Annotated in this window: 24 protein-coding genes; 13 read left to right on the top strand and 11 right to left on the bottom strand. The window is 66.8% G+C overall.

All coding sequences use genetic code 11. From position 1 onward, the window contains the following. Positions 1 to 109: 109 nt before the first annotated feature. The 6 genes from BST13_RS34785 to BST13_RS34760 all read right to left on the bottom strand — a co-directional run bounded on the left by BST13_RS34785 (position 110) and on the right by BST13_RS34760 (position 4,785). Positions 110 to 1,075, bottom strand: a complete 966-nt coding sequence (locus tag BST13_RS34785; protein ID WP_083170318.1) for an acyl-ACP desaturase — start codon at positions 1,073 to 1,075, stop codon at positions 110 to 112. Positions 1,076 to 1,418: 343 nt separating this feature from the next. Beyond that, positions 1,419 to 1,622 (bottom strand): cold-shock protein, encoded by a 204-nt coding sequence (locus BST13_RS34780; protein ID WP_083170316.1) that lies wholly within the window; start codon positions 1,620 to 1,622, stop codon positions 1,419 to 1,421. A gap of 83 nt (positions 1,623 to 1,705) precedes the next feature. Continuing rightward, positions 1,706 to 2,164, bottom strand: a complete 459-nt coding sequence (locus BST13_RS34775) for a DUF5994 family protein (protein ID WP_083170314.1) — start codon at positions 2,162 to 2,164, stop codon at positions 1,706 to 1,708. 730 nt (positions 2,165 to 2,894) lie between these two features. Continuing rightward, the gene (locus BST13_RS34770; RefSeq protein WP_083170333.1) at positions 2,895 to 3,698 is read right to left on the bottom strand and encodes a transglutaminase-like domain-containing protein; all 804 of its coding nucleotides are present in this window, start codon (positions 3,696 to 3,698) and stop codon (positions 2,895 to 2,897) included. A gap of 356 nt (positions 3,699 to 4,054) precedes the next feature. Further along, positions 4,055 to 4,258, bottom strand: coding sequence for a cold-shock protein (locus tag BST13_RS34765; protein ID WP_083170312.1), 204 nt, complete (start codon positions 4,256 to 4,258; stop codon positions 4,055 to 4,057). Between the two features lie 71 nt (positions 4,259 to 4,329). Further along, positions 4,330 to 4,785, bottom strand: a complete 456-nt coding sequence (locus tag BST13_RS34760) for a DUF5994 family protein (RefSeq protein WP_083170310.1) — start codon at positions 4,783 to 4,785, stop codon at positions 4,330 to 4,332. Positions 4,786 to 5,324: 539 nt separating this feature from the next. Here BST13_RS34760 and BST13_RS34755 point away from each other — a divergent pair. Further along, a complete protein-coding gene (locus BST13_RS34755) occupies positions 5,325 to 5,774 on the top strand; it encodes a DUF5994 family protein (RefSeq protein ID WP_425437092.1) in 450 nt (149 codons plus the stop codon). Positions 5,775 to 5,799: 25 nt separating this feature from the next. Here the strand turns inward: BST13_RS34755 and BST13_RS34750 are convergent, their stop codons facing one another. Then, positions 5,800 to 6,180 carry a nitroreductase family deazaflavin-dependent oxidoreductase gene (locus BST13_RS34750; protein ID WP_083170306.1) on the bottom strand — a complete coding sequence of 127 codons (381 nt, stop codon included), beginning with the start codon at positions 6,178 to 6,180 and terminating at the stop codon, positions 5,800 to 5,802. 22 nt (positions 6,181 to 6,202) lie between these two features. Between BST13_RS34750 and BST13_RS34745 the strand changes: the two genes are divergently transcribed. The 9 genes from BST13_RS34745 (at position 6,203) to BST13_RS34705 (ending at position 15,190) form a co-directional block, all read left to right on the top strand. Continuing rightward, positions 6,203 to 6,589 carry a nitroreductase/quinone reductase family protein gene (locus tag BST13_RS34745; protein ID WP_083170304.1) on the top strand — a complete coding sequence of 129 codons (387 nt, stop codon included), beginning with the start codon at positions 6,203 to 6,205 and terminating at the stop codon, positions 6,587 to 6,589. Positions 6,590 to 6,613: 24 nt separating this feature from the next. Continuing rightward, entirely contained in the window at positions 6,614 to 8,005 is a 1,392-nt protein-coding gene (locus BST13_RS34740; RefSeq protein ID WP_083170332.1) for a cytochrome P450, read from the top strand. A gap of 31 nt (positions 8,006 to 8,036) precedes the next feature. Continuing rightward, complete coding sequence (hemL, locus tag BST13_RS34735; protein WP_083170302.1) at positions 8,037 to 9,335, top strand: glutamate-1-semialdehyde 2,1-aminomutase; 1,299 nt, start codon at positions 8,037 to 8,039, stop codon at positions 9,333 to 9,335. Between the two features lie 23 nt (positions 9,336 to 9,358). Next, positions 9,359 to 9,946 carry a histidine phosphatase family protein gene (locus BST13_RS34730; RefSeq protein WP_083170300.1) on the top strand — a complete coding sequence of 196 codons (588 nt, stop codon included), beginning with the start codon at positions 9,359 to 9,361 and terminating at the stop codon, positions 9,944 to 9,946. Continuing rightward, positions 9,946 to 10,539, top strand: a complete 594-nt coding sequence (locus tag BST13_RS34725) for a TlpA disulfide reductase family protein (RefSeq protein WP_083170298.1) — start codon at positions 9,946 to 9,948, stop codon at positions 10,537 to 10,539. Before BST13_RS34730 ends, BST13_RS34725 begins: the two co-directional genes overlap by 1 nt. Continuing rightward, the gene (locus BST13_RS34720) at positions 10,536 to 11,315 is read left to right on the top strand and encodes a cytochrome c biogenesis CcdA family protein (RefSeq protein ID WP_083170296.1); all 780 of its coding nucleotides are present in this window, start codon (positions 10,536 to 10,538) and stop codon (positions 11,313 to 11,315) included. Before BST13_RS34725 ends, BST13_RS34720 begins: the two co-directional genes overlap by 4 nt. Before the next feature lie 107 nt (positions 11,316 to 11,422). Next, complete coding sequence (locus BST13_RS34715) at positions 11,423 to 12,910, top strand: cytochrome c biogenesis protein ResB (RefSeq protein ID WP_170064371.1); 1,488 nt, start codon at positions 11,423 to 11,425, stop codon at positions 12,908 to 12,910. Between the two features lie 7 nt (positions 12,911 to 12,917). Beyond that, a complete protein-coding gene (gene ccsB, locus BST13_RS34710) occupies positions 12,918 to 13,904 on the top strand; it encodes a c-type cytochrome biogenesis protein CcsB (protein ID WP_083170293.1) in 987 nt (328 codons plus the stop codon). 50 nt (positions 13,905 to 13,954) lie between these two features. Beyond that, the gene (locus BST13_RS34705; RefSeq protein WP_083170291.1) at positions 13,955 to 15,190 is read left to right on the top strand and encodes a MinD/ParA family ATP-binding protein; all 1,236 of its coding nucleotides are present in this window, start codon (positions 13,955 to 13,957) and stop codon (positions 15,188 to 15,190) included. A 24-nt stretch (positions 15,191 to 15,214) separates the two neighbouring features. Here the strand turns inward: BST13_RS34705 and BST13_RS38520 are convergent, their stop codons facing one another. Then, complete coding sequence (locus tag BST13_RS38520) at positions 15,215 to 15,376, bottom strand: hypothetical protein (RefSeq protein WP_087073968.1); 162 nt, start codon at positions 15,374 to 15,376, stop codon at positions 15,215 to 15,217. A 48-nt stretch (positions 15,377 to 15,424) separates the two neighbouring features. Here BST13_RS38520 and BST13_RS34700 point away from each other — a divergent pair, with 48 nt between their 5' ends. Next, the gene (locus BST13_RS34700; RefSeq protein ID WP_083170330.1) at positions 15,425 to 15,730 is read left to right on the top strand and encodes a DUF4229 domain-containing protein; all 306 of its coding nucleotides are present in this window, start codon (positions 15,425 to 15,427) and stop codon (positions 15,728 to 15,730) included. Then, positions 15,727 to 16,755, top strand: coding sequence for an aminotransferase class V-fold PLP-dependent enzyme (locus BST13_RS34695; protein WP_083170289.1), 1,029 nt, complete (start codon positions 15,727 to 15,729; stop codon positions 16,753 to 16,755). The genes BST13_RS34700 and BST13_RS34695 overlap by 4 nt, the downstream gene beginning before the upstream one ends. A 3-nt stretch (positions 16,756 to 16,758) precedes the next feature. On the opposite strand, the gene BST13_RS34690 is transcribed toward BST13_RS34695, so the two are convergent. Further along, a complete protein-coding gene (locus BST13_RS34690) occupies positions 16,759 to 18,294 on the bottom strand; it encodes a GAF domain-containing sensor histidine kinase (RefSeq protein WP_083170323.1) in 1,536 nt (511 codons plus the stop codon). Between the two features lie 183 nt (positions 18,295 to 18,477). Between BST13_RS34690 and BST13_RS34685 the strand changes: the two genes are divergently transcribed. Beyond that, positions 18,478 to 18,849, top strand: a complete 372-nt coding sequence (locus BST13_RS34685; protein ID WP_083170287.1) for a LytR/AlgR family response regulator transcription factor — start codon at positions 18,478 to 18,480, stop codon at positions 18,847 to 18,849. Here BST13_RS34685 and BST13_RS34680 read toward each other — a convergent pair. Both BST13_RS34680 and BST13_RS34675 read right to left on the bottom strand, forming a co-directional pair. Continuing rightward, a complete protein-coding gene (locus BST13_RS34680) occupies positions 18,827 to 19,480 on the bottom strand; it encodes a response regulator (RefSeq protein ID WP_083170285.1) in 654 nt (217 codons plus the stop codon). The two genes, BST13_RS34685 and BST13_RS34680, sit on opposite strands and share 23 nt — an antisense overlap. Further along, positions 19,477 to 20,838 carry an MFS transporter gene (locus BST13_RS34675; RefSeq protein ID WP_083170283.1) on the bottom strand — a complete coding sequence of 454 codons (1,362 nt, stop codon included), beginning with the start codon at positions 20,836 to 20,838 and terminating at the stop codon, positions 19,477 to 19,479. The genes BST13_RS34680 and BST13_RS34675 overlap by 4 nt, the downstream gene beginning before the upstream one ends. Positions 20,839 to 20,927 lie beyond the last annotated feature (89 nt).

Below are 20,927 nucleotides of genomic sequence, written 5' to 3'. Positions count from 1 at the left end.
CCGACCTCGGGCCCGGCCACCCGCCACCACTGACGAGATCCGTTGCACTGACCCCCACACGATTCCGCAACAGCCCGCGATGGGTGCATCAACTGGCCAGTGGGCGGGGCTACGCCGAGCGCTCGGCCTTGGCGGCCTCGCGGGCGAGCATGCGATCACGCTGCTCCTCGAACCTGACGACCTGCTTCTGCAGGTCCTCCAGGTAGTCGGCGAGCTGCTCGCGGCGCTTCTCGCCGATGGCGGTCACGTCGGTGCGTTCGAAGATCCGCCACTTCTTGACGTTGGGCATGACGACCTCTTCGAGGTGCTGGCGCAGATCGTAGATGCCGTGCTTGGCCATGATCACGCTGTTGCGCCGCCAGTTCGGCATGCCGCGTCCGGGCATCCGGAACCCTTCGATGATGGCGCAGACCGCTTCCATCGCCTGGTCAGGGGCGAGGTCGAAACCGGCCGAGAACATGTTGCGGTAGAAGACCATGTGCAGGTTCTCGTCGGTCGCGACACGCTGCAGCATCGATTCGGCGATCGGGTCGTCGCAGATCTTGCCGGTGTTGCGGTGGCTCACGCGGGTGGCGAGTTCCTGCAGCGTCGCGTACGCCGAAATCATCAGCGGGCCGGGCTCATGGATTTCGCGTTCTTCTTCGTCGGGGTCGTAGCCGTTGCGCATGTGCTCCATGCGCATGCGCTCCAGGGCCACGGGGTCCACTCCGCGGGTGACGACGAGATAGTCGCGGATGACGATGCCGTGCCGATTTTCTTCGGCGGTCCACTGGTTGACCCAGTGGCCCCAGGCGCCGTCGAGAGAGAAGTGGTTGGCCGCGCCCCGGTGATAGGACGGCAGGTTGTCCTCGGTGAGCAGGTTGGTGACCATCGCGACCTTGGCGACTTCGGACAGCCGGGATTGCTCGGGGTCCCAGTCCTCGCCGCCCAGGGCCGCGAAGTTCCGGCCCAGGTCCCACGGGACGTAGTCGTGCGGATGCCACTCCTTGGCGACCTTCAGGTGATGATTGAGACCTGCCTCAGCAACCGGCTCGAGTTCCTTGAGAATCTCGACGTCGGTCAAATGTCTCTGCAACAGGTTCCCCTTCAGTGTTAGCCCGACCGGTGCGTGTCCGCGATGTCTGCCTAGATAGCCACGTGTAAGGTACCTGGTTTTGCGGCCAAATCCGATTTGCCGTCCCACTCATGGGACATGCCGACGCGTGGTCGACCCGGTAAGTGCGCTCTGCCTGCCTCATCAAGATCGGCCTTTTCGCAGTTGGACGGAGTTTCTTGACCTACGAATTCGATCCCATGTGCACCTGGCGGCGGCCGGCTGTTCGGCGCACGTTGCGCGCACTTGTGCCGCGGCGGTCTCGACGCACGAAACCCCGGGACGTCGCACGCTTGGTCCCGGGGTTCCGGAGATGATCAGGTGATCAGAGGGCGGTTACGCCCACGGCTTGCGGGCCTTTGTCGCCCTGGGTGATTTCGAACTTCACCCGCTGGTTCTCTTCGAGTGAGCGGAAACCGCCACCCTGGATCTCGGAGTGGTGAACGAACACGTCTGACGCACCGCCATCCGGGGCGATGAAGCCAAAGCCCTTGTCGTTGTTAAACCACTTCACGGTTCCTTCGGTCATGCTGTACTACTTTCTCTTTTTTCGATGAACGCATGTTGATACGTCCAAATCTGGTGCCCAACGGACAAGTCGTTGGTGGACTACTAGTCGGCGTCTTGCGCGGAGATCAGGATGTCGACCGCTGTCGAGCGGTTGTCGGGCCGTGCAGCACTCATGAGCGCAGAATGGGCTTCCGCTGGATCGGTGCCCGCCGGCACTGTCAGCAGCACGATCTTCGCTCGGTCGTGCCCGACGACTTCGATGGTGTTGACCGGTTGTCGTTGGTATCCGTCGAGCCGCACTCGCCGTCCGCAAGTGGCGAGTTTGGTGGGCGCCTTCGACCACTCGCCGACGTTGTACAGCACGCGGTCGATCCGTCCGAGGCGAATTGACAGTACGGCCAAGAGGTCTGGCAGTTCTGTGCTGAGGTCAGTGGTGTGCGGCCACCACGCCCCGTCCACGTACCCGCTGTGGGAAGCTTTCGGCTTCAACCGTAACCGCGGTGTGTGCTCGGGTGCCGTGCGTTGTTTCCGGACCGTGGTGCAGTCATTTTGCGGCGTCATTGCGACGCTCCCGCCTTGACCGCGACCGGCCACATTCTTCGAATCGGCGACGGCCTGACTTTGACCAGTCAGGCGACGGAGTACCGCCGAATTACTTGAAGTGTACGTGGTGCATCCAAATCGGCCGATGGCGGCCCTCGATCGGAATCCTCCGGCTGTGTGCTCGGCCGCGTCACGTCTCGTCAAGCGGAGGTGTGTCAGGATCGGGTGCTTTGCGGAAAACGTTCTTGCCGCACTCGAAACACTCCCATCGCCGCCCACCGATGCCGCCTGCGGCGGCTTTGGGATTGGTATTGGGAAGTGGATACATGCCGGTGCTGCCGCATCGGGGGCAATTCGGCGCCATCCGAGTGAGTCTACGGGTGATCAGCAGTCAAATGTGCGGTAGGGCGAGCATTTTCGTATCGGCTGACGGCCTGTCCCGCGGTTCAGGTGATCCGCCGCACTGGCTCCACCATGTCGTTATTCAGCGGTGCCGCAATTGATTACGGCGTCCAGATCCATAGGAGCACGCGGATCGTTGACAGGGCCCGGATCTCGGCGTCTACTGGAAGGCAGCAGAGGCCGCAATTGATCAGCGGAAATGCCAGGGCCGGGCGGCCCGCCCACCGACCGAAAGCTTCTCCCTGTTCGACCTTTCGTGTCACAGGGACGACAGGAGCGGTGTTCCTTTTCGGGATCACGGTCGGTGCGGTGGCGTCGCCCGAGCCTCATACCGCCGCTACGTGCGTCAGCCGATTGATACCAACTGGCCGACCGAATCTCTGGGGAGTTCACCGTCGACGACGGCGAACACGCTCATGGTGCACAGTGCGACCGACCCCCCGTGGTTGTCGAGAAATGCGGTGTCTGCGGAGTCGCGGCCGGTGGCAATCCGGACCAGGCTCTGCCTTGGAGCCAGCAGCGTCCCGTCGACCACGCGCCAGAAGCCGTCCACGTATGCCTCGGCGACCGCATGAAAATCCATGGGCCGCAACCCGGGTGCGTACACCGAAACCATCCGCGCGGGTACGTTGACTGCCCGCAGCAGCGCTACCGCCAGGTGGGCGAAATCGCGGCACACTCCGGCGCCCGCCAGCAGGGTGTCGACAGCTCCGTCGATTGGATCGCTGGAACCGGGCACATAGCTCAGCCTGCTGCCCACCCACGCCGAGACTTTCGCCAATAGTGTCGCCGAGTCCCGGTAGCTGCCGAATTCCGTTGCGGCGAAGCCGAAGAACTTGTCCGATTCGGCGTAGCGACTGGGGCGCAGGTACACCGAGAGGTCGTAGTCGGTCACCGGCGCGGGGTCTCCGCGGCCGACAACCGTGGCAGTGTAGTCGACCGTGAGCCGCCCTTGCGCGGCATCCAGTTTGTGGACCCGGCTGCCGTGCGCACCGATAACCTCGGTCGGCCGTAGCTGCTCGCCGTTCATTTCGAAGGAAAGCGATTCGAATACTTTGATATTCGCCTGCCGCGCGACGGTGATCTGAAACTCCAGCGATGTCGGCTCGACGATGTCGACGCCGAGCTGGACGCCCACGTCGCGTTTCATGATCCCGTGCAGGTTCGTGTCGTCATGCGGGGTTGCCGATGACTCGCGGTGCGGCGCCACGCTACAGGCCCTCTCAACACGGTTGTCCTACAACGACATCGCCTTGACAGGCGACATTGCCCGCCTGTCAAAGGGCGCGTAGGGTCGAGAAATCGGGACCACTGTAGGCCCCATATCAAAGGGGCACATATGTCCGACAAGTCGCCACGGCAGAGTATGACCAAGAAATCCGGCAAGTCGCTCAAAGAGAAGCGAGCGGTCAAGCGGGCCAAAGCCGCTGACATATCGTCTACCGACAAACTTTTGCCTCCCAAGAAGCACTGAGTTACCACACACCCGAACCGCTCTGCGGGGCGTCAGAGGGATGTAACATCAACGGCCCGAGGCCCTTTGGCGCTTTGAGTGACATTGAACTTCACCCGCTGGTTCACCTGCAGCGAGGCCTGGTCGCCGTTCTGAAGATCGGTGTGGTGAACGAATACGTCCGGCGCGCCGCCATCCTGAGTGATGAAGCCGAAGCCCTTGTCGTCGTTGTACCACTTCACGGTTCCTTCGGTCATGCTGGTTCTACTTTCTGTTGTCGTTGATGACCGCACGGCAGTGCGTCCAAATCTTGTTGAGGGTCCGGTGGCTAGCCGTCGTGCTGCGCCGAACCCAGAAGGTCGGCCACCGTCGAGCAGTCCTCGGGCCGTGCAGCGCGCATGAGCGCACAATGGGCTTCGCCGGGATCAGTGCGAGCCGGCACCGTCATGAGGACGATCCTGTCGCGTCCGAGTCCAATGACTTCGATGGTGTTGACCGGCTGTCGCCGGTACCCGTCGAGCCGCACTCGCCGTCCGCCGGTTGAGAGTTTGGCGGGGGATATAGGCCATTCGCCCATGTTGTATAAGACGCGATCGATCTGCCCGAGGCGAATTGACAATACGGCCAAGAGGTCCGGCAGTTCGGTGCTGAGGTCACTGGTGTGCGGCCACCACGCCCCGTCGACATATCCGCTGCGGGAAGCTTTGGGCTTCAGTCGCAGTCGCGGTGTGTGCTCTGGCGATGCGCGGCGCTGTTGACTAGTGGGGTGCAGTTGCGGCGTCATCGTGACGCTCCCGCCTTGACCGCGAACCGGTCACATTCTTCGAATCGGCGACGACGCAACTATGACCAGTCACGTGACGAAGTACCGCCGATGGCCTCAAGCGTACGCGGTATGCGCTGATGTGGTTTGGTTTGGCCGCCTATGTGGATGTTGACGAGCGTGAGCTGTGACCGGAGTGGGTGTAGTTTGGTGCAGGTAGGCGTCACATCTCTCAGCGGGGTAGCCGGCGGTTTCCGCCGCTCGGGTCCTCCCATTGTCGACGCGATCAGCCTGCAGATCATGTATCGATTGGTTCCCACCGCCTGATCCGTACCGCACGCGGCCGGACCCACACCGAACTAGGAGCGGGCTTATATGCAGTCTTCCGTCATCTTTTCTCATCTCAGTCCGCCCGTCGACACGCACGACGACGCCAACGTCGCCACACCCGTTGAGGCGCCGCTTTTTTCGGACACCGCTGACAGTCAGCCCCTGGCCGGTCCGACGACATCATGAACGGTTTGGAAGGTCCCCGGCGCTCAGCGCGACCGGTACGGGTCGTGTTGGCGAAGCACTTGGGGGCCGACATCGACGGGGCCTGGTGGCCCTATTCCGGGTCGCTGGCCACCGAACTGCCGAACCTGGTCGCGGCCCTGCAGCAGCAGCTGGGCGAGATCATGGAGATCTGCCTGAACTGGTCGGAGACCGATGGGCAGCTCGACCTGGACGCAATGGTCGTCGGTAGTCGTTGGGCAACCGTGACGCGTCCCAAGCGGCTGCGCCTGATCAGGGTGACCGGGCGCAACGCTGACATCACGTTGCTGGTGGTGCCGCCGAGAACGTCGCTGGCGCTCGGAGCGCTGGTGATGCGCTGTGCCGCGGTGCTGCCCATCGCCAGTGCCGATCGCAACACACCGTTGTTCGCGACAGCCGACTCGGTGGTCGACGCTGCGCTGGCTGAATCCGCCAGGTGGGCCCGCCCAGCCCGCAAGGCGGCGGCCGAAGGCTGACACGAGCGGGTGGCAGGGCGGCCTGCTACACCTTGGTCAGTAGGACGGCCTGCTCGAACGGCAACCGCGCGAACGGGCGACGCATCACGCCGGTCACGTGCTCGGCGGCCTCTTCCTTGGTCACCACCCGGGGGTCCTGCACCTGAATGGTCTTGCCGTGGCGGCGGATCTGAGCGTGACCCGCGGCGGTGAGGTTCTTCAACCAGTCCCGATCCGGGCCGTAGGTCAGCATGATCGCCACGCCCTCATCAGTGCTGAACACGCTCAGCGGGGTGCGGTAGGTCTTACCCGACTTGCGGCCCACGTGCTCGAGGATTCCGAACGTCGGGGCCCAGCCGGCCCACAGCCGCTGGATGGGATTGGTCACGTGGCGATTGAAGCGAGCCAACGATTGCGGTAACTGCATACTCCCATCAAACTCGTGCGTTATGGCCTATCTCAAGCCTGGATGGTTTGTTCGCACAGTGTTCAACCGGATCGCTATGGCCACCCACGTCGGCGAAAGCCAGACACTCACTGTCACAACACGAGTCAGCAAACGGCCTCAGCAGATTCCCGTTGTGGTTCCCGAGGTCGACGGGGTCAAGTACCTGGTCTCCACCCGCGGTGAATCCGAATGGGTGCGCAATGTGCGGGCCAACCCGCGCGTCACCCTGGGGTCGGACAGCTACCTCGCGGCAGAGGTCCCCGTGGATCGGCGGGCGCCGATCATCGCCGCCTACCGGCCGCTGGCAGGCAAGGTCGTCGACGGCTATTGGCAGCAGCTGCCAGACGACGCGGATCACCCGGTGTTCGCGCTGACCCGGGCTGGGTGACACGTTCGGCTACAACTGATGGTGATGAACGCCGCAGCGAATGTCGATGACGTCAGCACCCTGCCGCTTGCACCCCGCAATCCGCTGTCGATCCGGCAACTGGCAAACGCCGTGCGGCAACTGGACAGGGGGCAGCTGCTGCTGCGTGCGGCGGGCGGGCCCGTCACCCGCGTGCAGTTCGGGCCCGCACGGCTCATGCCGCCGCTTGTCGCGGTGTTCTCCCCGGACGGCATCAAGGACGTGCTGGGACGCAACGACGCGTTCGCCGAGCGGTGCATCGTGCACGACGAAGTGCGGCACGCCGCCGGTGACAGCCTGTTCGTACTGCCCAACGAGCAGTGGCGGCCCAGGAAAAGAGCATTGCAACCGGTCTTCACCAAGCAGAACGTGCGGGCGTTCGGTGGCCACATGTCGCGGGCCGCGCAGACCGCGGTCGACAGCTGGGGTGGCGGGCGCGCGATCGACCTCGACGCCGAATGCCGTCGGGTCACCATGCAGTCGCTGGGCCGGTCGGTGTTGGGCATCGACCTCAACGAGCGGGCCGGCGTCATCGTCGAGCACATGCACGTCGCGTCGTCGTACACCACCGACCGGGCGCTGCGGCCGGTCCGTGCGCCGAGGTGGCTCCCCACCCCGGCGCGCGCCCGCGCTCGGGCCGCGGTCGCGGCGATGCGTGAGGTGACCACCGAGATCCTGCGGGCCTGTCGCTCCGATCCGGACCGCGACGCGCCGCTGGTGCAGGCCCTCATCGCGGCCGCGGACCCGGAGACGGGCCTGCCGCTGTCCGACGAGGACATCGCCAACGACCTGTTGATCTTCATGCTGGCCGGGCACGACACGACCGCGACGGCACTGACCTACGCGCTGTGGCAATTGGGTCGGCATCCCGAGATCCAGGAGCGGGTGGCTGCCGAGGCCGCTGCCCTCGGGGACCGCGAGTTGACCCCGGCCGACGTACCGAGCCTCGGCTATACCGTGCAGGTGCTCAACGAGGCCCTGCGGCTGTGCCCACCTGCCGCCGGGGTGGGCCGGCTGGCGCTGCGCGACATCGCAGTGGACGGATACCGGGTCCAGGCGGGCAGCCTGGTGGCGTTGGGTATCTACGCCGTACACCACGACCCGCAGCTGTGGCCCGACCCACAGGTGTTCGACCCCGACCGGTTCAGCCCGGAGAACACCCGGCAGCGGGACCGCTGGCATTTCATCCCGTTCGCCGGTGGCGCGCGGTCGTGCATCGGTGAGCATTTCGCACGGCTTGAGACGACGCTGGCGCTCGCCACCATCGTGCGCGCCGTCGAGGTGGTCGCGACCTGCGCCGAGTTCCCCGTCGAAGTGCCGTTCACCACTGTCGCCAAGGGCCCGATTCCGGCGAGGGTTCGTCCGCGCGGACCGGCCACTATTACACCCTGTAGTTGACGGGTTTGCACCGGCTGGGACACTGGTGGCCATGCCTGTCACCCAGCGCTCGGCCGAACTGTTCGCCGATGCCTGCGCCGTCATCCCCGGCGGAGTGAATTCCCCGGTCCGGGCCTTCAACTCTGTGGGCGGTACGCCGAGGTTCATCACCTCCGCGCAGGGCTACTGGCTCACCGACGCCGACGACAACCGCTACGTCGACCTCGTCTGCTCATGGGGCCCGGCGCTGCTCGGCCACGCGCACCCCGCCGTCGTGGAGGCGGTTCAGCAGGCCGCGGCGCACGGGCTCAGCTTCGGCGCCCCGACACCGTCGGAGACCGAGCTGGCTTCCGAGATCATCGGGCGGGTCGCGCCTGTCGAGAAGCTGCGGTTGGTGAACTCCGGTACCGAGGCCACCATGAGCGCCATCCGGCTGGCCCGCGGGTACACCGGCCGCGCCAAGATCATCAAGTTCTCGGGTTGCTACCACGGCCACAGCGACGCACTGCTGGCCGACGCCGGCTCCGGCGTCGCGACCCTGGGTCTGCCGTCCTCGCCCGGCGTCACCGGCGCCGCGGCAGCCGACACCATCGTGCTGCCGTACAACAACGTCCAAGCGGTCGAGGACGTGTTCAAGCGCTTCGGCGACGAGATCGCGTGCGTCATCAGCGAGGCCAGCCCCGGCAACATGGGCACGGTGCCCCCGCTGCCCGGCTTCAACGCCGCGTTGCGCCGCATCACCGCCGAGCACGGTGCGGTGCTGATCCTCGACGAGGTGATGACGGGGTTCCGGGTCAGCAAGGCCGGCTGGTACGGGCTGGATCCCGTCGACGCGGATCTCTACACGTTCGGCAAGGTCATGAGCGGCGGCCTGCCCGCCGCGGCGTTCGGCGGCAGCGCCGAGGTGATGGGCCGGCTGGCCCCGCTGGGCCCCGTCTACCAGGCGGGCACCCTGTCGGGGAACCCGGTGGCGATGGCCGCCGGGCTGGCGACGCTGCGCAACGCCGACGACGCGGCCTACACCCGGCTCGACGCCAACGCCGACACGTTGGCGGGCCTGCTGACCTCCGCGCTGACCGATGCCGGCGTCGCGCACCAGGTGCAGCGGGCCGGGAACATGCTCAGCGTGTTCTTCACCGACGAGCCGGTACACGATTTCGCCGCCGCGAAGGCGACGCAGACCTGGCGCTTCCCACCGTTCTTCCATGCGCTGCTGGAGGCCGGCGTCTATCCGCCGTGTAGCGCGTTCGAAACCTGGTTCGTCTCAAGCATTTTGGACGATGCGGCGTTCGAGCGCATCGCCGACGCCCTGCCGGGTGCGGCGCGTGCCGCCGCGGAGGCCACGGCGTGACAGTTCGGACGACCGTGCACGTCATGCGGCACGGTGAGGTGTTCAACCCGGAGAAGGTGCTCTATGGGCGCCTGCCGGGCTACCACCTGTCCGACCGGGGTCGGGCCCAGGCCCAGGCGGCCGCGGATTGGTTGGCGCACAACGACATCGTGTATGTGGTTGCCTCGCCGCTGGAGCGGGCGCAGGAGACGGCGACACCCATCGCCGAAAGCCACGGCCTGCCCATCAACGTCGACGACGACCTCATCGAATCGTGGAATCAGTTCGAGGGGGAGCGGGTGTCGCCCGGTGACGGCGCGCTACGCGATCCGCGGAACTGGCCGCGGCTGCGCAACCCGATGAAGCCGTCGTGGGGCGAACCCTACGACGAGATCGCCCCGCGAATGATGGCTGCGCTCAACCGGGCTCGCGAGAAGGCCGCGGGCCACGAGGCGGTGTGTGTGAGCCACCAACTTCCGGTCGAGACTCTGCGCCGCGCGATGACCGGGCGAAAGCTCGCGCATCTGCCGCTGCCGCACAGCCGGTTGTGCAATCTGTCCTCCCTCACGTCGTTCACGTTCGACGACGACCGCCTGGTCCGCTGGGGATATTCGGAGCCCTGGGGTATCTAGTGAAGTGGTTGGTCGCGCTGCTTGCGGCGGTGCTGTTCGTCTCCGGTTGTTCGACCGGTGACGACGCCGTCGCGCAGGGCGGCACCTTCGAGTTCGTGGCCCCTGGCGGCAAGACCGACATCTTCTACGATCCACCTGAAAAGCGCGGCACCCCAGGCAAACTCAGTGGTCCGGAGCTCACCGATCCGAACAAGACGCTGTCGCTCGACGATTTCGCGGGCAAGGTCGTGGTGATCAACGTGTGGGGCCAGTGGTGTGGGCCGTGCCGTGCCGAGATCAGCCAGTTGCAGAAGGTCTACGAGGCCACCCGCGACAAGGGCGTGGCATTTCTGGGCATCGACGTGCGGGACAACAACCGTGATGCCGCAGTCGATTTCGTCACCGACCGCAAGGTCAGCTTCCCGTCGATCTATGACCCGGCGATGCGCACCATGATCGCGTTCGGCGGCAAGTACCCGACCACGGTGATCCCGTCGACCGTGGTGCTGGACCGTCAGCACCGCGTCGCCGCGGTGTTCCTGCGGGAGTTGCTGGCCGAGGATCTGCAGCCGGTCGTGGAGAAGCTGGCAGCCGAGCCGGAGCCCAAGGCATGACCGGATTCGCCGAGATCGCGGCAGCAGGGCCGGTGCTGCTGGCCCTGGGGGTCAGCGTGCTCGCCGGTGTGGTGTCGTTCGCGTCGCCGTGCGTCGTGCCGCTGGTGCCGGGCTATCTCTCGTACTTGGCCGCCGTCGTCGGCGTCGACGAATCCGAAGCAGCGTCTGGCACGGTCGGAGTCAAGACCGCGCGCCTGCGCGTGGCCGGGGCGGCGGCGTTGTTCGTCGCCGGGTTCACCGTGGTGTTCCTGCTGGGCGCCGTCGCGGTCCTCGGCATGACCACCACGCTGATCGCCAACCAGCTGCTGCTGCAACGCATCGGCGGCATCGTCACCATCGTGATGGGTCTGGTGTTCGTCGGGTTCGTGCCGATGCTGCAGCGGCAGGCCCGGTTCACGCCGCGGCAGTGGTCGACGCTGGCGGGGGCCCCGCTGCTGGGCGCGGTGTTCGCGCTGGGCTGGACGCCGTGCCTTGGGCCGACCCTGACGGGCGTGATCGCGGTCGCCTCGGCGACCGACGGCGCCAGCGTCGCGCGCGGTGTGACCCTGGTGCTGGCCTACTGCCTCGGGTTGGGCATCCCGTTCGTGTTGCTGGCCCTCGGCTCGGCGCGCGCCGTGCAGGGGCTGGGCTGGTTGCGCCGTCACACCCGCGCCATCCAGATCTTCGGCGGGATCCTGCTGATCCTCGTGGGTACCGCCCTCGTCACGGGCCTGTGGAACGACTTCGTGTCCTGGGTGCGTGACGCCTTCGTCAGTGACGTCAGGTTGCCGATATGACCGACACCGACGCGCGAGCAGACGCGCAAGTCCCCGAAACACGGCGTGTCGGGGTACCTCAGCGTCTGCTCGCGGTGATACGGAACACCTGGCGGACGCTGACGTCCATGGGCACCGCGCTGGTGCTGCTGTTCCTGCTGGCGCTCGGCGCCATCCCCGGTGCCCTGTTGCCGCAGCGCAGCCTCAACTCGTCGAAGGTCGACGAATATCTCACCAAGCACTCGACCATCGGCCCGTGGCTGGACCGGGTGCAGGCTTTCGACGTCTTCTCCAGCTTCTGGTTCACCGCGATCTATGTGCTGCTGTTCATCTCGCTGGTCGGCTGCCTGACCCCGCGGATGCTCGAGCATGTCCGCACCCTGCGGGCGGTTCCGGTGGCCGCGCCGCGCAACCTGGCCCGGCTGCCGAAGTACCACTCCGACCAGGTCAGCGGCGATCCGGAGAAGCTGGCCGAGCGGGTGACGCAGCGGCTCAAGGGCTGGCGCACGGTCACCCGCACCGAAGACGGCGTCACCGAGGTCTCGGCCGAAAAGGGCTATCTGCGCGAGTTCGGCAACATCGTCTTCCACTTCTCGCTGCTCGGCCTACTGGTCGCGGTCGCGGCGGGCAAGCTGTTCGGCTACGAGGGCAACGTCATCGTCATCGCCGACGGCGGCCCCGGCTTCTGCTCGGCCTCCCCGGCGGCGTTCGACTCGTTCCGGGCAGGCAACACCGTCGACGGCACCTCGCTGGACCCCATCTGCCTGCGGGTCAACGATTTCGACGCGCACTATCTGCCGTCGGGCCAGGCCTTGTCGTTCGCGGCCAACATCGACTATCAGGCCGGCCACGACCTGGCGGCCAACACCTGGCAGCCCTACCGGCTCGAGGTCAACCATCCACTGCGCATCGGCGGCAACCGGATCTACCTGCAGGGGCACGGCTACGCGCCGTCGTTCACCGTCACCTTCCCGGACGGGAAAACCCGCAGCCAGACCGTGCAGTGGAAGCCCGAGGAACCGCTGACCCTGCTGTCCTCCGGCGTGGTGCGGATCGATCCGCCGGGCGGCAGCTACCCCGACGCCGACGAGCGGCGCAAACATCAGATCGCCATCCAGGGCCTGTTCGCGCCGACCAAGCAGCTCGAGGGCACGCTGCTGTCGTCCAGCTTCCCGGCGCTCAACGATCCGGCGGTCGCCGTCGACATCTATCGCGGCGACACGGGCCTGGACACCGGCAGGCCGCAGTCCCTGTTCTCGCTGGATCCGCGCCTCATCGAGCAGAAGCGGCTCACCAAGGTGGCGCGCGTCAACCTGACCAAGGGACAGGTCACCCGCCTCGACGACGGCACCACGGTCCGGTTCGACGGCGCCGTGCCGTTCATCAACCTGCAGGTATCGCACGATCCCGCCCAGGTGTGGGTGCTGGTCTTCGCCATGTCGATGATGGCCGGGTTGCTGGTGTCGTTGGTGGTGCGCAGACGTCGGGTCTGGGTTCGGATCCAACCCGCTGCGCCGGGTACCGTGAGCGTCGAGCTGGGCGGGCTCGCGCGCACCGACAACTCCGGATGGGGCGACGAGTTCGAGCGATTGACGCAACGGCTGCTGGGAGAGTGACGCGCGAATGAACACAGAGCACATCGATATCGGGCTGGCCCGGTACTCGGACTGGGCTTTCACCTCGTCGGTGGTGGTTCTGGTGGGCGCCCTGCTGTTGCTGGCGGTCGAGCTCGCCTACAGCCGTGGCCGCAAGGTCGAAGTTCGGGAGCTGGTCGGCGCCACGGTCGGTGCCGACAGCGCCACCCCCGGCGTCATCGCCGACGTCCCCACGCGGTCCACCGACGAGCGGATCGGTCGCGCCGGTCTGGCCCTGGTCTACGTCGGTATCGCGCTGTTGTTCGCCTGCATCGTGCTGCGCGGTCTGGCCACGGCCCGGGTGCCGTGGGGCAACATGTACGAGTTCATCAACCTGACCTGCTTCGCGGGGCTGATCGCGTCGGCGATCGTGCTGCGCTTGGGGCGGGCGGGGCGCGCAGGCAAGTACCGCGCGTTGTGGGTGTTCGTGCTGGTCCCGGTACTCATCCTGCTGGCCGTGTCGGGGCACTGGCTCTACACCAACGCCGCGCCGGTGATGCCCGCGCTGCAGTCCTACTGGCTGCCGATCCACGTGTCGGTCGTGAGCCTGGGCTCCGGGGTGTTCCTGGTGGCCGGTGTCGCGAGCATTCTGTTCCTGGTCAAGATGTCGCCCCTGGCCGACCGTGACAATGCGTTCGGTCGGGTCATCCAGCGTCTGCCCGACGCACAGACCCTCGACCGCATCGCCTACCGGACGACCATCTTCGCGTTCCCGATCTTCGGCTTCGGGGTGATCTTCGGCGCCATCTGGGCCGAGGAGGCGTGGGGCCGCTACTGGGGCTGGGATCCCAAAGAGACGGTGTCGTTCATCGCGTGGGTGGTGTACGCCGCCTACCTGCATGCCCGTTCGACCGCCGGTTGGCGCGACCGCAAGGCCGCCTGGATCAACGTGGTGGGCTTCGTTGCGATGGTGTTCAACCTGTTTTTCATCAATCTGGTTACCGTCGGGCTGCACTCGTACGCCGGCGTTGGTTAGGTGATGTGGTGCGCGGATAGCGCATCGCGCCCGTATGGAGGGGAGATTCCATGTCCGAGTCAACTGAGCACGGCACGGTGGATGTGTCCACGACCGCCCCGGACGAGCCGACGATCAGTCACGTCGGGTCCCCTCCGGCAGCACAGGTAGTCGAGCAGCCGACCTCGGCCGTGGCCGGTTTCCGCGGGCAGCAGCGGTTCAGCGACCCGGCGACCAGCGCGGGACCGCCACCGGAGTGGACGGCCCCGACCCCGCCGCACGGTGTTCCCGTGGTCGCGCCGCCCGTGGCCGAGGCTCCACAGCAGGCACCGGCACAGCCTGCGCAGCCCGATTTCTCGTCGCCGTACCGCGACCTGTCGACCACGGCGCTGCTCGGACAGCGCAAGAATCCGCCGTCGTCGGGTTGGCGCAAGCTGCTGTACCTGTCGACGTTCAAACTGGTCAACGTGGGGGAGAGCCCCAAGGTCAACCACCACAACGATCTGCTGGCCGAGGTCCGTCAGCCGCTGCAGGGCTGCTACCGCATCGCGCTGCTGTCGCTCAAGGGCGGTGTCGGCAAGACCACGATCACCGCGACACTGGGTGCCACGTTCGCCTCCATCCGCGGTGATCGGGTGGTGGCCGTGGACGCCAACCCGGATCGGGGCACGCTCAGCCAGAAGGTTCCGCTGGAGACCGCCGCGACGGTGCGTCACCTGCTGCGCGACGCCGAGGGAATCGAGCGGTACAGCGATGTGCGGGCCTACACCTCGCAGGGGCCCAGCCGGCTGGAGGTGCTCGCCTCGGAGAGCGATCCCGCGGTGTCGGAGGCGTTCAGCTCCGACGACTATGTGCGCACCCTGGAGGTGCTGGAGCGGTTCTACAGCCTGGTGCTGACCGACTGCGGCACGGGCCTGATGCACTCGGCGATGTCGGCGGTGTTGTCCAAGGCCGACGTGCTGGTCGTGATCAGCTCCGGCTCGGTCGACGGGGCGCGCAGCGCGTCGGCGACGCTGGACTGGCTCGACGCGCACGGGCATCAGGATCTGGTGCGTAATTCGATCGCGGTGGTCAACGCGGTACGGCCGCGGTCCGGCAAGGTGGATCTGTCGAAGGTGGTGGATCACTTCTCGCGGCGGTGCCGCGCGGTGCGGTTGGTGCCGTTCGATCCGCACCTGGAAGAGGGCGCCGAGATCAGCTTGGAGCGGCTCAAGCCGAAGACGCGCGAAGCGTTGATCGAGTTGGCTGCGGTGGTCGCCAGTGACTTTGCCAAGCCGCGGCAGCGCCGCAGTGAGCTGCGCGGCTGACGTGCTGCACGAACCCGCGGCCGCTCAGGGGCGCGGGTTGTCGCCGTGTCCGAGCCGACGCAAGAATTCGGGATCGTCGTCGGGGCCGATCACGCGAGTCTTGGGTTTGGTCGCCGTCGCCCGCGCCAGCCGCCATCCGACATAAACCAGGCAGCCCAAGACGAGCAACAGGAGTAGGTAAGCCACTCGAAACCTCCTTTACCTGAATATACGCGTCGTCGGTAGGCTCGGGTGGTGTCAGGAAGTCGTCCGGTGGCCCGCTTGGTCGCCGATGTGTTGGTTTACGTCGCTGCCCGATTGGTCCTCGTCGCGGTGTTGACGGGAGTGATCTTCGCCGGCGGCCACCTGCTCGGTGTGCGTGAGTTCCCGATCGTGGTGGCGTTGTTGTTCGCATTCGTGATCGCGCTCCCGCTGGGGATTTGGTTGTTCCGCCCGTTGCGCGAGCGTGCCACCGCGTCCATCGCGGCCCTCGACGAGCGTCGACGCGCCGACCGTGAACAACTTCAGGCGCGGCTGCGCGGCGAGGACCCCAAGTCGTGAGAACCGCCTTCGGCGCCGAATTCGCCGGTGCCGAAGGGTTTCTCAACACGCCCACGTTCGGGCTGCCGCCACAGTTCCTGCTCGACGCCCTGCAGGGCTGCATAGCCGAATGGCAGGCCGGGACCATGCAGGCCGCATCGTTCGACGAACCCGTGCGCGCCGGGCGGGCCGGTTATGCGCAGCTGGCCGGGGTTCCCGTCGAGTCGGTGGCGATGGCCGGGAACGTCTCGGCGGCACTCGGTCTGGTGGCCGCCGCCGTTCCCGACGGTAGCCGCGTCGCCGTGCTCGCGGGCGAATTCACCAGCACCACCTTCCCGTTCGCCGCGCAGGGCCGCGGCATCACCGTCACCGAGCTGACGCTGCCCGAGCTCATCGAGCGCGCCGCGGACTTCGATGTGGTGTCGGTCAGTCTCGTGCAGTCGGCCAACGGTGCCGTGCTGGATCTCGCAGCATTGCGCGCCACCGTGCAGGGCGCCGACACGCTCACCGTCGTCGACCTGACGCAGGCCCTGGGTTGGGCGTGCCCCGATGTGAGCTGGGTCGACGTCACGGTGGCCGCGGTGTACAAGTGGCTGCTGGCGCCGCGCGGTACCGCGTGGATGTCGTTGAGCGAGCGCGTGGCTGCGACCATGACGCCGCACGCGGCCAACTGGTACGCCGGTGAGCAGCCCTGGGAGTCGATCTACGGGCTGCCGCTGCGGTTGGCGGCCGACGCGCGCCGGTTCGACGCCTCGCCGGCCTGGTTCAGCGTGCTGGGAGCCGGGCTGACGCTGCCGTGGCTCGCGTCCCTGGATCAGGTCGCGGTCAAACAGCATGTCCTCGGGCTGGCCAACCGGTTGCGGGCGGCGATCGAGCTGCCCCAACAGGATTCGGCGATCGTGTCGATTCCGATCGCTGATGCGGCAGAACGGTTGCAGCGGGCGGGAATTCGCGCGTCGATGCGGGCCGGGGCCGTGCGGGTCGGTTTTCACCTGTACAACACCGAGGACGATCTCGATCGGTTGCTCGACGCGCTGGGACGGTGACCGCTATCCCGCGAGCTGTGGACTGCGAGGCTCGATGCAGCGCAGCGGGATCCGTGCCGTCAACGTGGTGCCGATGTCGCGTGGGCTGATCACCGTCAGGTGCCCGCTCAAGGCCTCGACCCGGTCGGTGAGTCCGGTCAATCCGGACCCGGCACCGGTTGTGGCACCGCCGATTCCGTCGTCGCTGATCGAGAGCGCCAGCTCGGCTCCCTCGGTGACGGCTCGCACGTCGACACCGGAGGCCTCGGCGTGTTTGGCGGCGTTGGTCAACGCCTCGGCGACGACGTAATAGGCTGCCACGCCCACGGATTCGGGCACGGGTCGGGTGAGGTCGAGGTCGAGGTCCACCGGGATGGGGGAGCGTCGGGCCAGCGAACGCAGCGCCGGACCCAGCCCGCCCTTGGACAGGATCGCCGGGTGGATACCTCGCGAAACATCCTGCAACTCAGTGGACAACGCCGACAAACCGGCCGCGAGCCGGGCGATGTCGCGACGCAGCATCGGCTGATCGGCCGGTACCGACGCCTCGACGGCCCGCACGGCCAGGCCAAGGGACACCACCCGCTGCTGGGCACCGTCGTGCAGATCGCGTTCGAATCCGCGTCGCGCCTGATCGGCCGCGGTCACGATCCTGGCCCGCGACGCGGTCAGTGCGGCCCGCGTCTCGGCGTTGCTGATGGCGGTGGCGACCAGGTCGGCGAAATCCCCGACGTGGGCCTCGGTCTCGGCCCCGAACGCGTGCCGTTGCGTCGAACCGGCCACCAGCACCCCGCGCAGCTGTCCGCCGACGATGATCGGCGCGCCCACCGCAGAGCGGATCCCGATGGCGCGGATGCGGGCCGCCGTGGCGCCGTCGACCTCGTCGTAGTCGTCGATGCGCGCCGCCGCCCCGGTTTCGGCGACCGCACCGGCCACGCTGCCGCCGTCGAGCCAAAAACGTTCACCCACAGTCAGTTTCGGGGCGCCGACCGGGTCCCGAGAGGCCAGCACCACGGGTGCTGCCGCGTCGTCGCCGAACTGCAACAGCGCCACGTGATCCATGCCCAACCCGCCGGCCAGCTCCGTCACCGCCGCGGGGTACACCTCTTCGGGGCCGGATCCGCGGGCCACCAGGGTGGCGACCCGGCGCAGCGCGGCCTGCTGCCCGGCGACCAGATCGGCCGCGCGCCTGCCGGCTCTGGCCTCGATGGTTCGCAGCCGCGCCTGGCCCACCAGCACATTGATCAAGAACGCCAGCGGCAAGAAGATCGTCAGTGCGACCACGTCCTCGGCGTGGGCGGGCAGCATCCCGCCGGTGGTCTGCATGTGGAAGTGCACGTACGTCGCGGCGCTGGCCAGCGAGGTCGCCACGGCCAGCCGGATCCCCCAGCCGGCCGAGATCACCAGCACACCGAACAGGAACAGTGCTCCGCAGGCGCTGCCCGGGGCCAGTTGCCGCACCACGAAGGACAGCAGCGTCTCGGCGGTGATGAACGCCGCGGCCACCGCGACACCCACCATCGTCGGTGGGGCGCTGGGTCGCAGCAGCAGCGCCAGCATCCGTGCACCCACGGCACGGGAGCGCGCAGGGGAAGGCGCGGGTAATGCGGTGGCCACACTCACCTAGATGATGACGTGTGGCGAGCACCGATGGTTCAGCGGTGACGGGAATTCCCGCTAGCGGTAATGACGCCGGAGCCCTCCGATGCGACGCTGGATGCATGACCGGCCCCGGGAGACGCCATGCGCTGCCTCATCGTCGATGACAGCGCCGGTTTCCGCGACGCCGCGTGCCGCATGTTGGCCCGCGGCGGCGTCGAGGTCGTCGCGTCCGCGACCAACAGCAGCGACGCCGTGAGGCTGTGCCGCGAATTGCAGCCCGACGTCGCGGTCGTCGACGTCATGCTCGGCGCGGAAAGCGGGTTCGACCTCGCAGAACAGCTGCAGAGCAGCGACTTGCCGCGCCGTCCCGCGGTGGTCCTGGTGTCCACGTACGCCGAGCAGGACCTGACCGAGATGATCGAGACCAGTCCGGCGATCGGCTTCCTGCCCAAGTTCGCGCTGTCTGCGGCGGCCATCGAGGATCTGGTCGCTACCGCGCTTCCAGGTAGGTGATGACGGCGCGGACCCGGCGGTGATCGTCGGCGGTCCCGGCCAGGTTCAGTTTGGTCAGGATGCTGCGGACGTGCTTTTCCACGGTGCCCTCGGTGACCCACAGCCGTCGCGCGATGCCCGCGTTGGAGCGGCCCTCGGCCATCAGCATGAGCACTTCCTGTTCGCGGGCACTGAGCACTGCGAGCGGATCGTTGCGTCGCCGCGCGGACACCAGTTCGGACACCAGCGCCGGGTCCACCACGGACGCGCCCTTGGCGATGCGTTCCAGGGTCTCTACGAAATCGGTGACGTCGGTGACCCTGGACTTGAGCAGGTATCCGATGCCGTGGCCGCTGGCCAGCAGCTCGGTGGCGTGCTCGACCTCGACGTGCGCCGAGAGCACCAGAATGCCGGTGTCGGGGGACTCGTCGCGGATGACTTTCGCGGCATCGAGGCCTTCGGTGGTGTGCGTCGGGGGCATCCTGATGTCCACCACGGCCAGTTGCGGTTTCTGATCCCGCACCAGGGCAAGCAGTTCCGTCGCGTCACCGGCTTGGCCGATCACGTCGAAACCGGACCGGTCGAGCAGGCTCGCGAGGCCTTCCCGGAGCAACACATCGTCGTCGGCGACGATGACCCGCAGCGCACTCATCTCATTGATTCTGCCGTGCCGAATGCCGAGCCCTTCTCGCGGTCCAGGTAGGTGTCGGCCTTGTTCTTCAGGAAGAACAGGTACACCACCAGTGAGATCGCGATGCACAACGTCACGTAGGCGATGAACAGCGGAACCTGATGCTTCTCCTTGAGCGCCTGGTAGATCACCGGAGCGGTGCCACCGAATATCGAATTGGCCAGTGCGTAGCCAACTCCCACGCCCAGCGCCCGCACGTGGGCCGGGAACAGTTCGGATTTCACCAGCGCATTGATGGAGGTGTAGCCGGTCAGCAGCACGTAGCTGACCGCGACGAGCACAAACGACATGATGGGCGAACGGGTTTGGGGTAGGTAGGTGAAGAGCACGTAGGTGTAGACGACGCCACCGAACCCGAAGAACAGCAACAGCGGTTTGCGCCCCACCTTGTCGCTGATGAGCCCGCCGACCGGTTGCAGCGCCATCAGGAAGATCAACCCGATGAGGTTGATCCAGGTGGCCGTCATCGCCTGGTCTTTGTAGGTGGCCTTGACGATCGCGGGGGCGTTGACGCTGTATGCGTAGAACGCCAGCGTGCCGCCCATGGTGATCAGGAAGCACAACAGCAGCGGTTTCCAGTAGCTGGTGAGCAGTTCCTTCATCGAACCCGAGCTGCTGTCCTGCCCGGCCTTGACCGCCGCGAGCTGTTCCTCCGACAGCGATTCGTCCATCGTCCGGCGCAGCCAGAACACCACGACCGCGGCCACGCCTCCGACGGCAAATCCGATGCGCCAACCGAATTCGCCCACCTGTGCCGCGCTGAACACGGTGAGGATGATCAGCAGCGTGAACTGGGCCAGCACGTGGCCGCCGACCAGCGTGACGTATTGGAACGACGAGAAGAAGCCGCGGCGTTCCCGCGTGGCGGCCTCGGACATGTAGGTGGCCGACGTTCCGTATTCACCGCCGGTGGCGAAGCCCTGCACCAACCGGCACAGCACGAGGATGATCGGGGCCGCCACGCCGATGCTGTCGCGGGCAGGCACCAGCGCGATGACGAGCGAGCACAACGCCATCAGCGACACGCTGAAGGTCAGCGCCGCGCGGCGGCCACGGCGGTCGGCGAACCGGCCGAAGAACCATGAGCCGATCGGCCGGGTGACGAAGGTGACGGCGAAGATCGCGTAGATGTAGACCGTCGAGTTCTGGTCGGCCGGGTCGAAGAACTGCTTCTCGAAGTACGTCGCGAACACCGTGTAGACGTAGACGTCGTACCACTCGACGAGATTGCCCGACGAGCCGCGGATCGTGTTCCAGATGGCCCTGCGAGTCGCCGCCGGGCCCGACGGCGGTGGCGGGTGTGCGGTCGAAACGGTCATGCGCGTCTCCAGACGGTCGGCCGGTCGAGGAGCAACGTTACTTCGATATCGCCGAACAGACACTCAGGTCCCCCGACACGCCGGTTTTC

This window comes from Mycobacterium aquaticum (assembly GCF_002086485.1).
Lineage (GTDB): Bacteria > Actinomycetota > Actinomycetes > Mycobacteriales > Mycobacteriaceae > Mycobacterium > Mycobacterium aquaticum.
The sequence above is the reverse complement of the archived record's forward strand: the minus strand, read 5'-3'. Positions and strand labels throughout refer to the sequence as shown.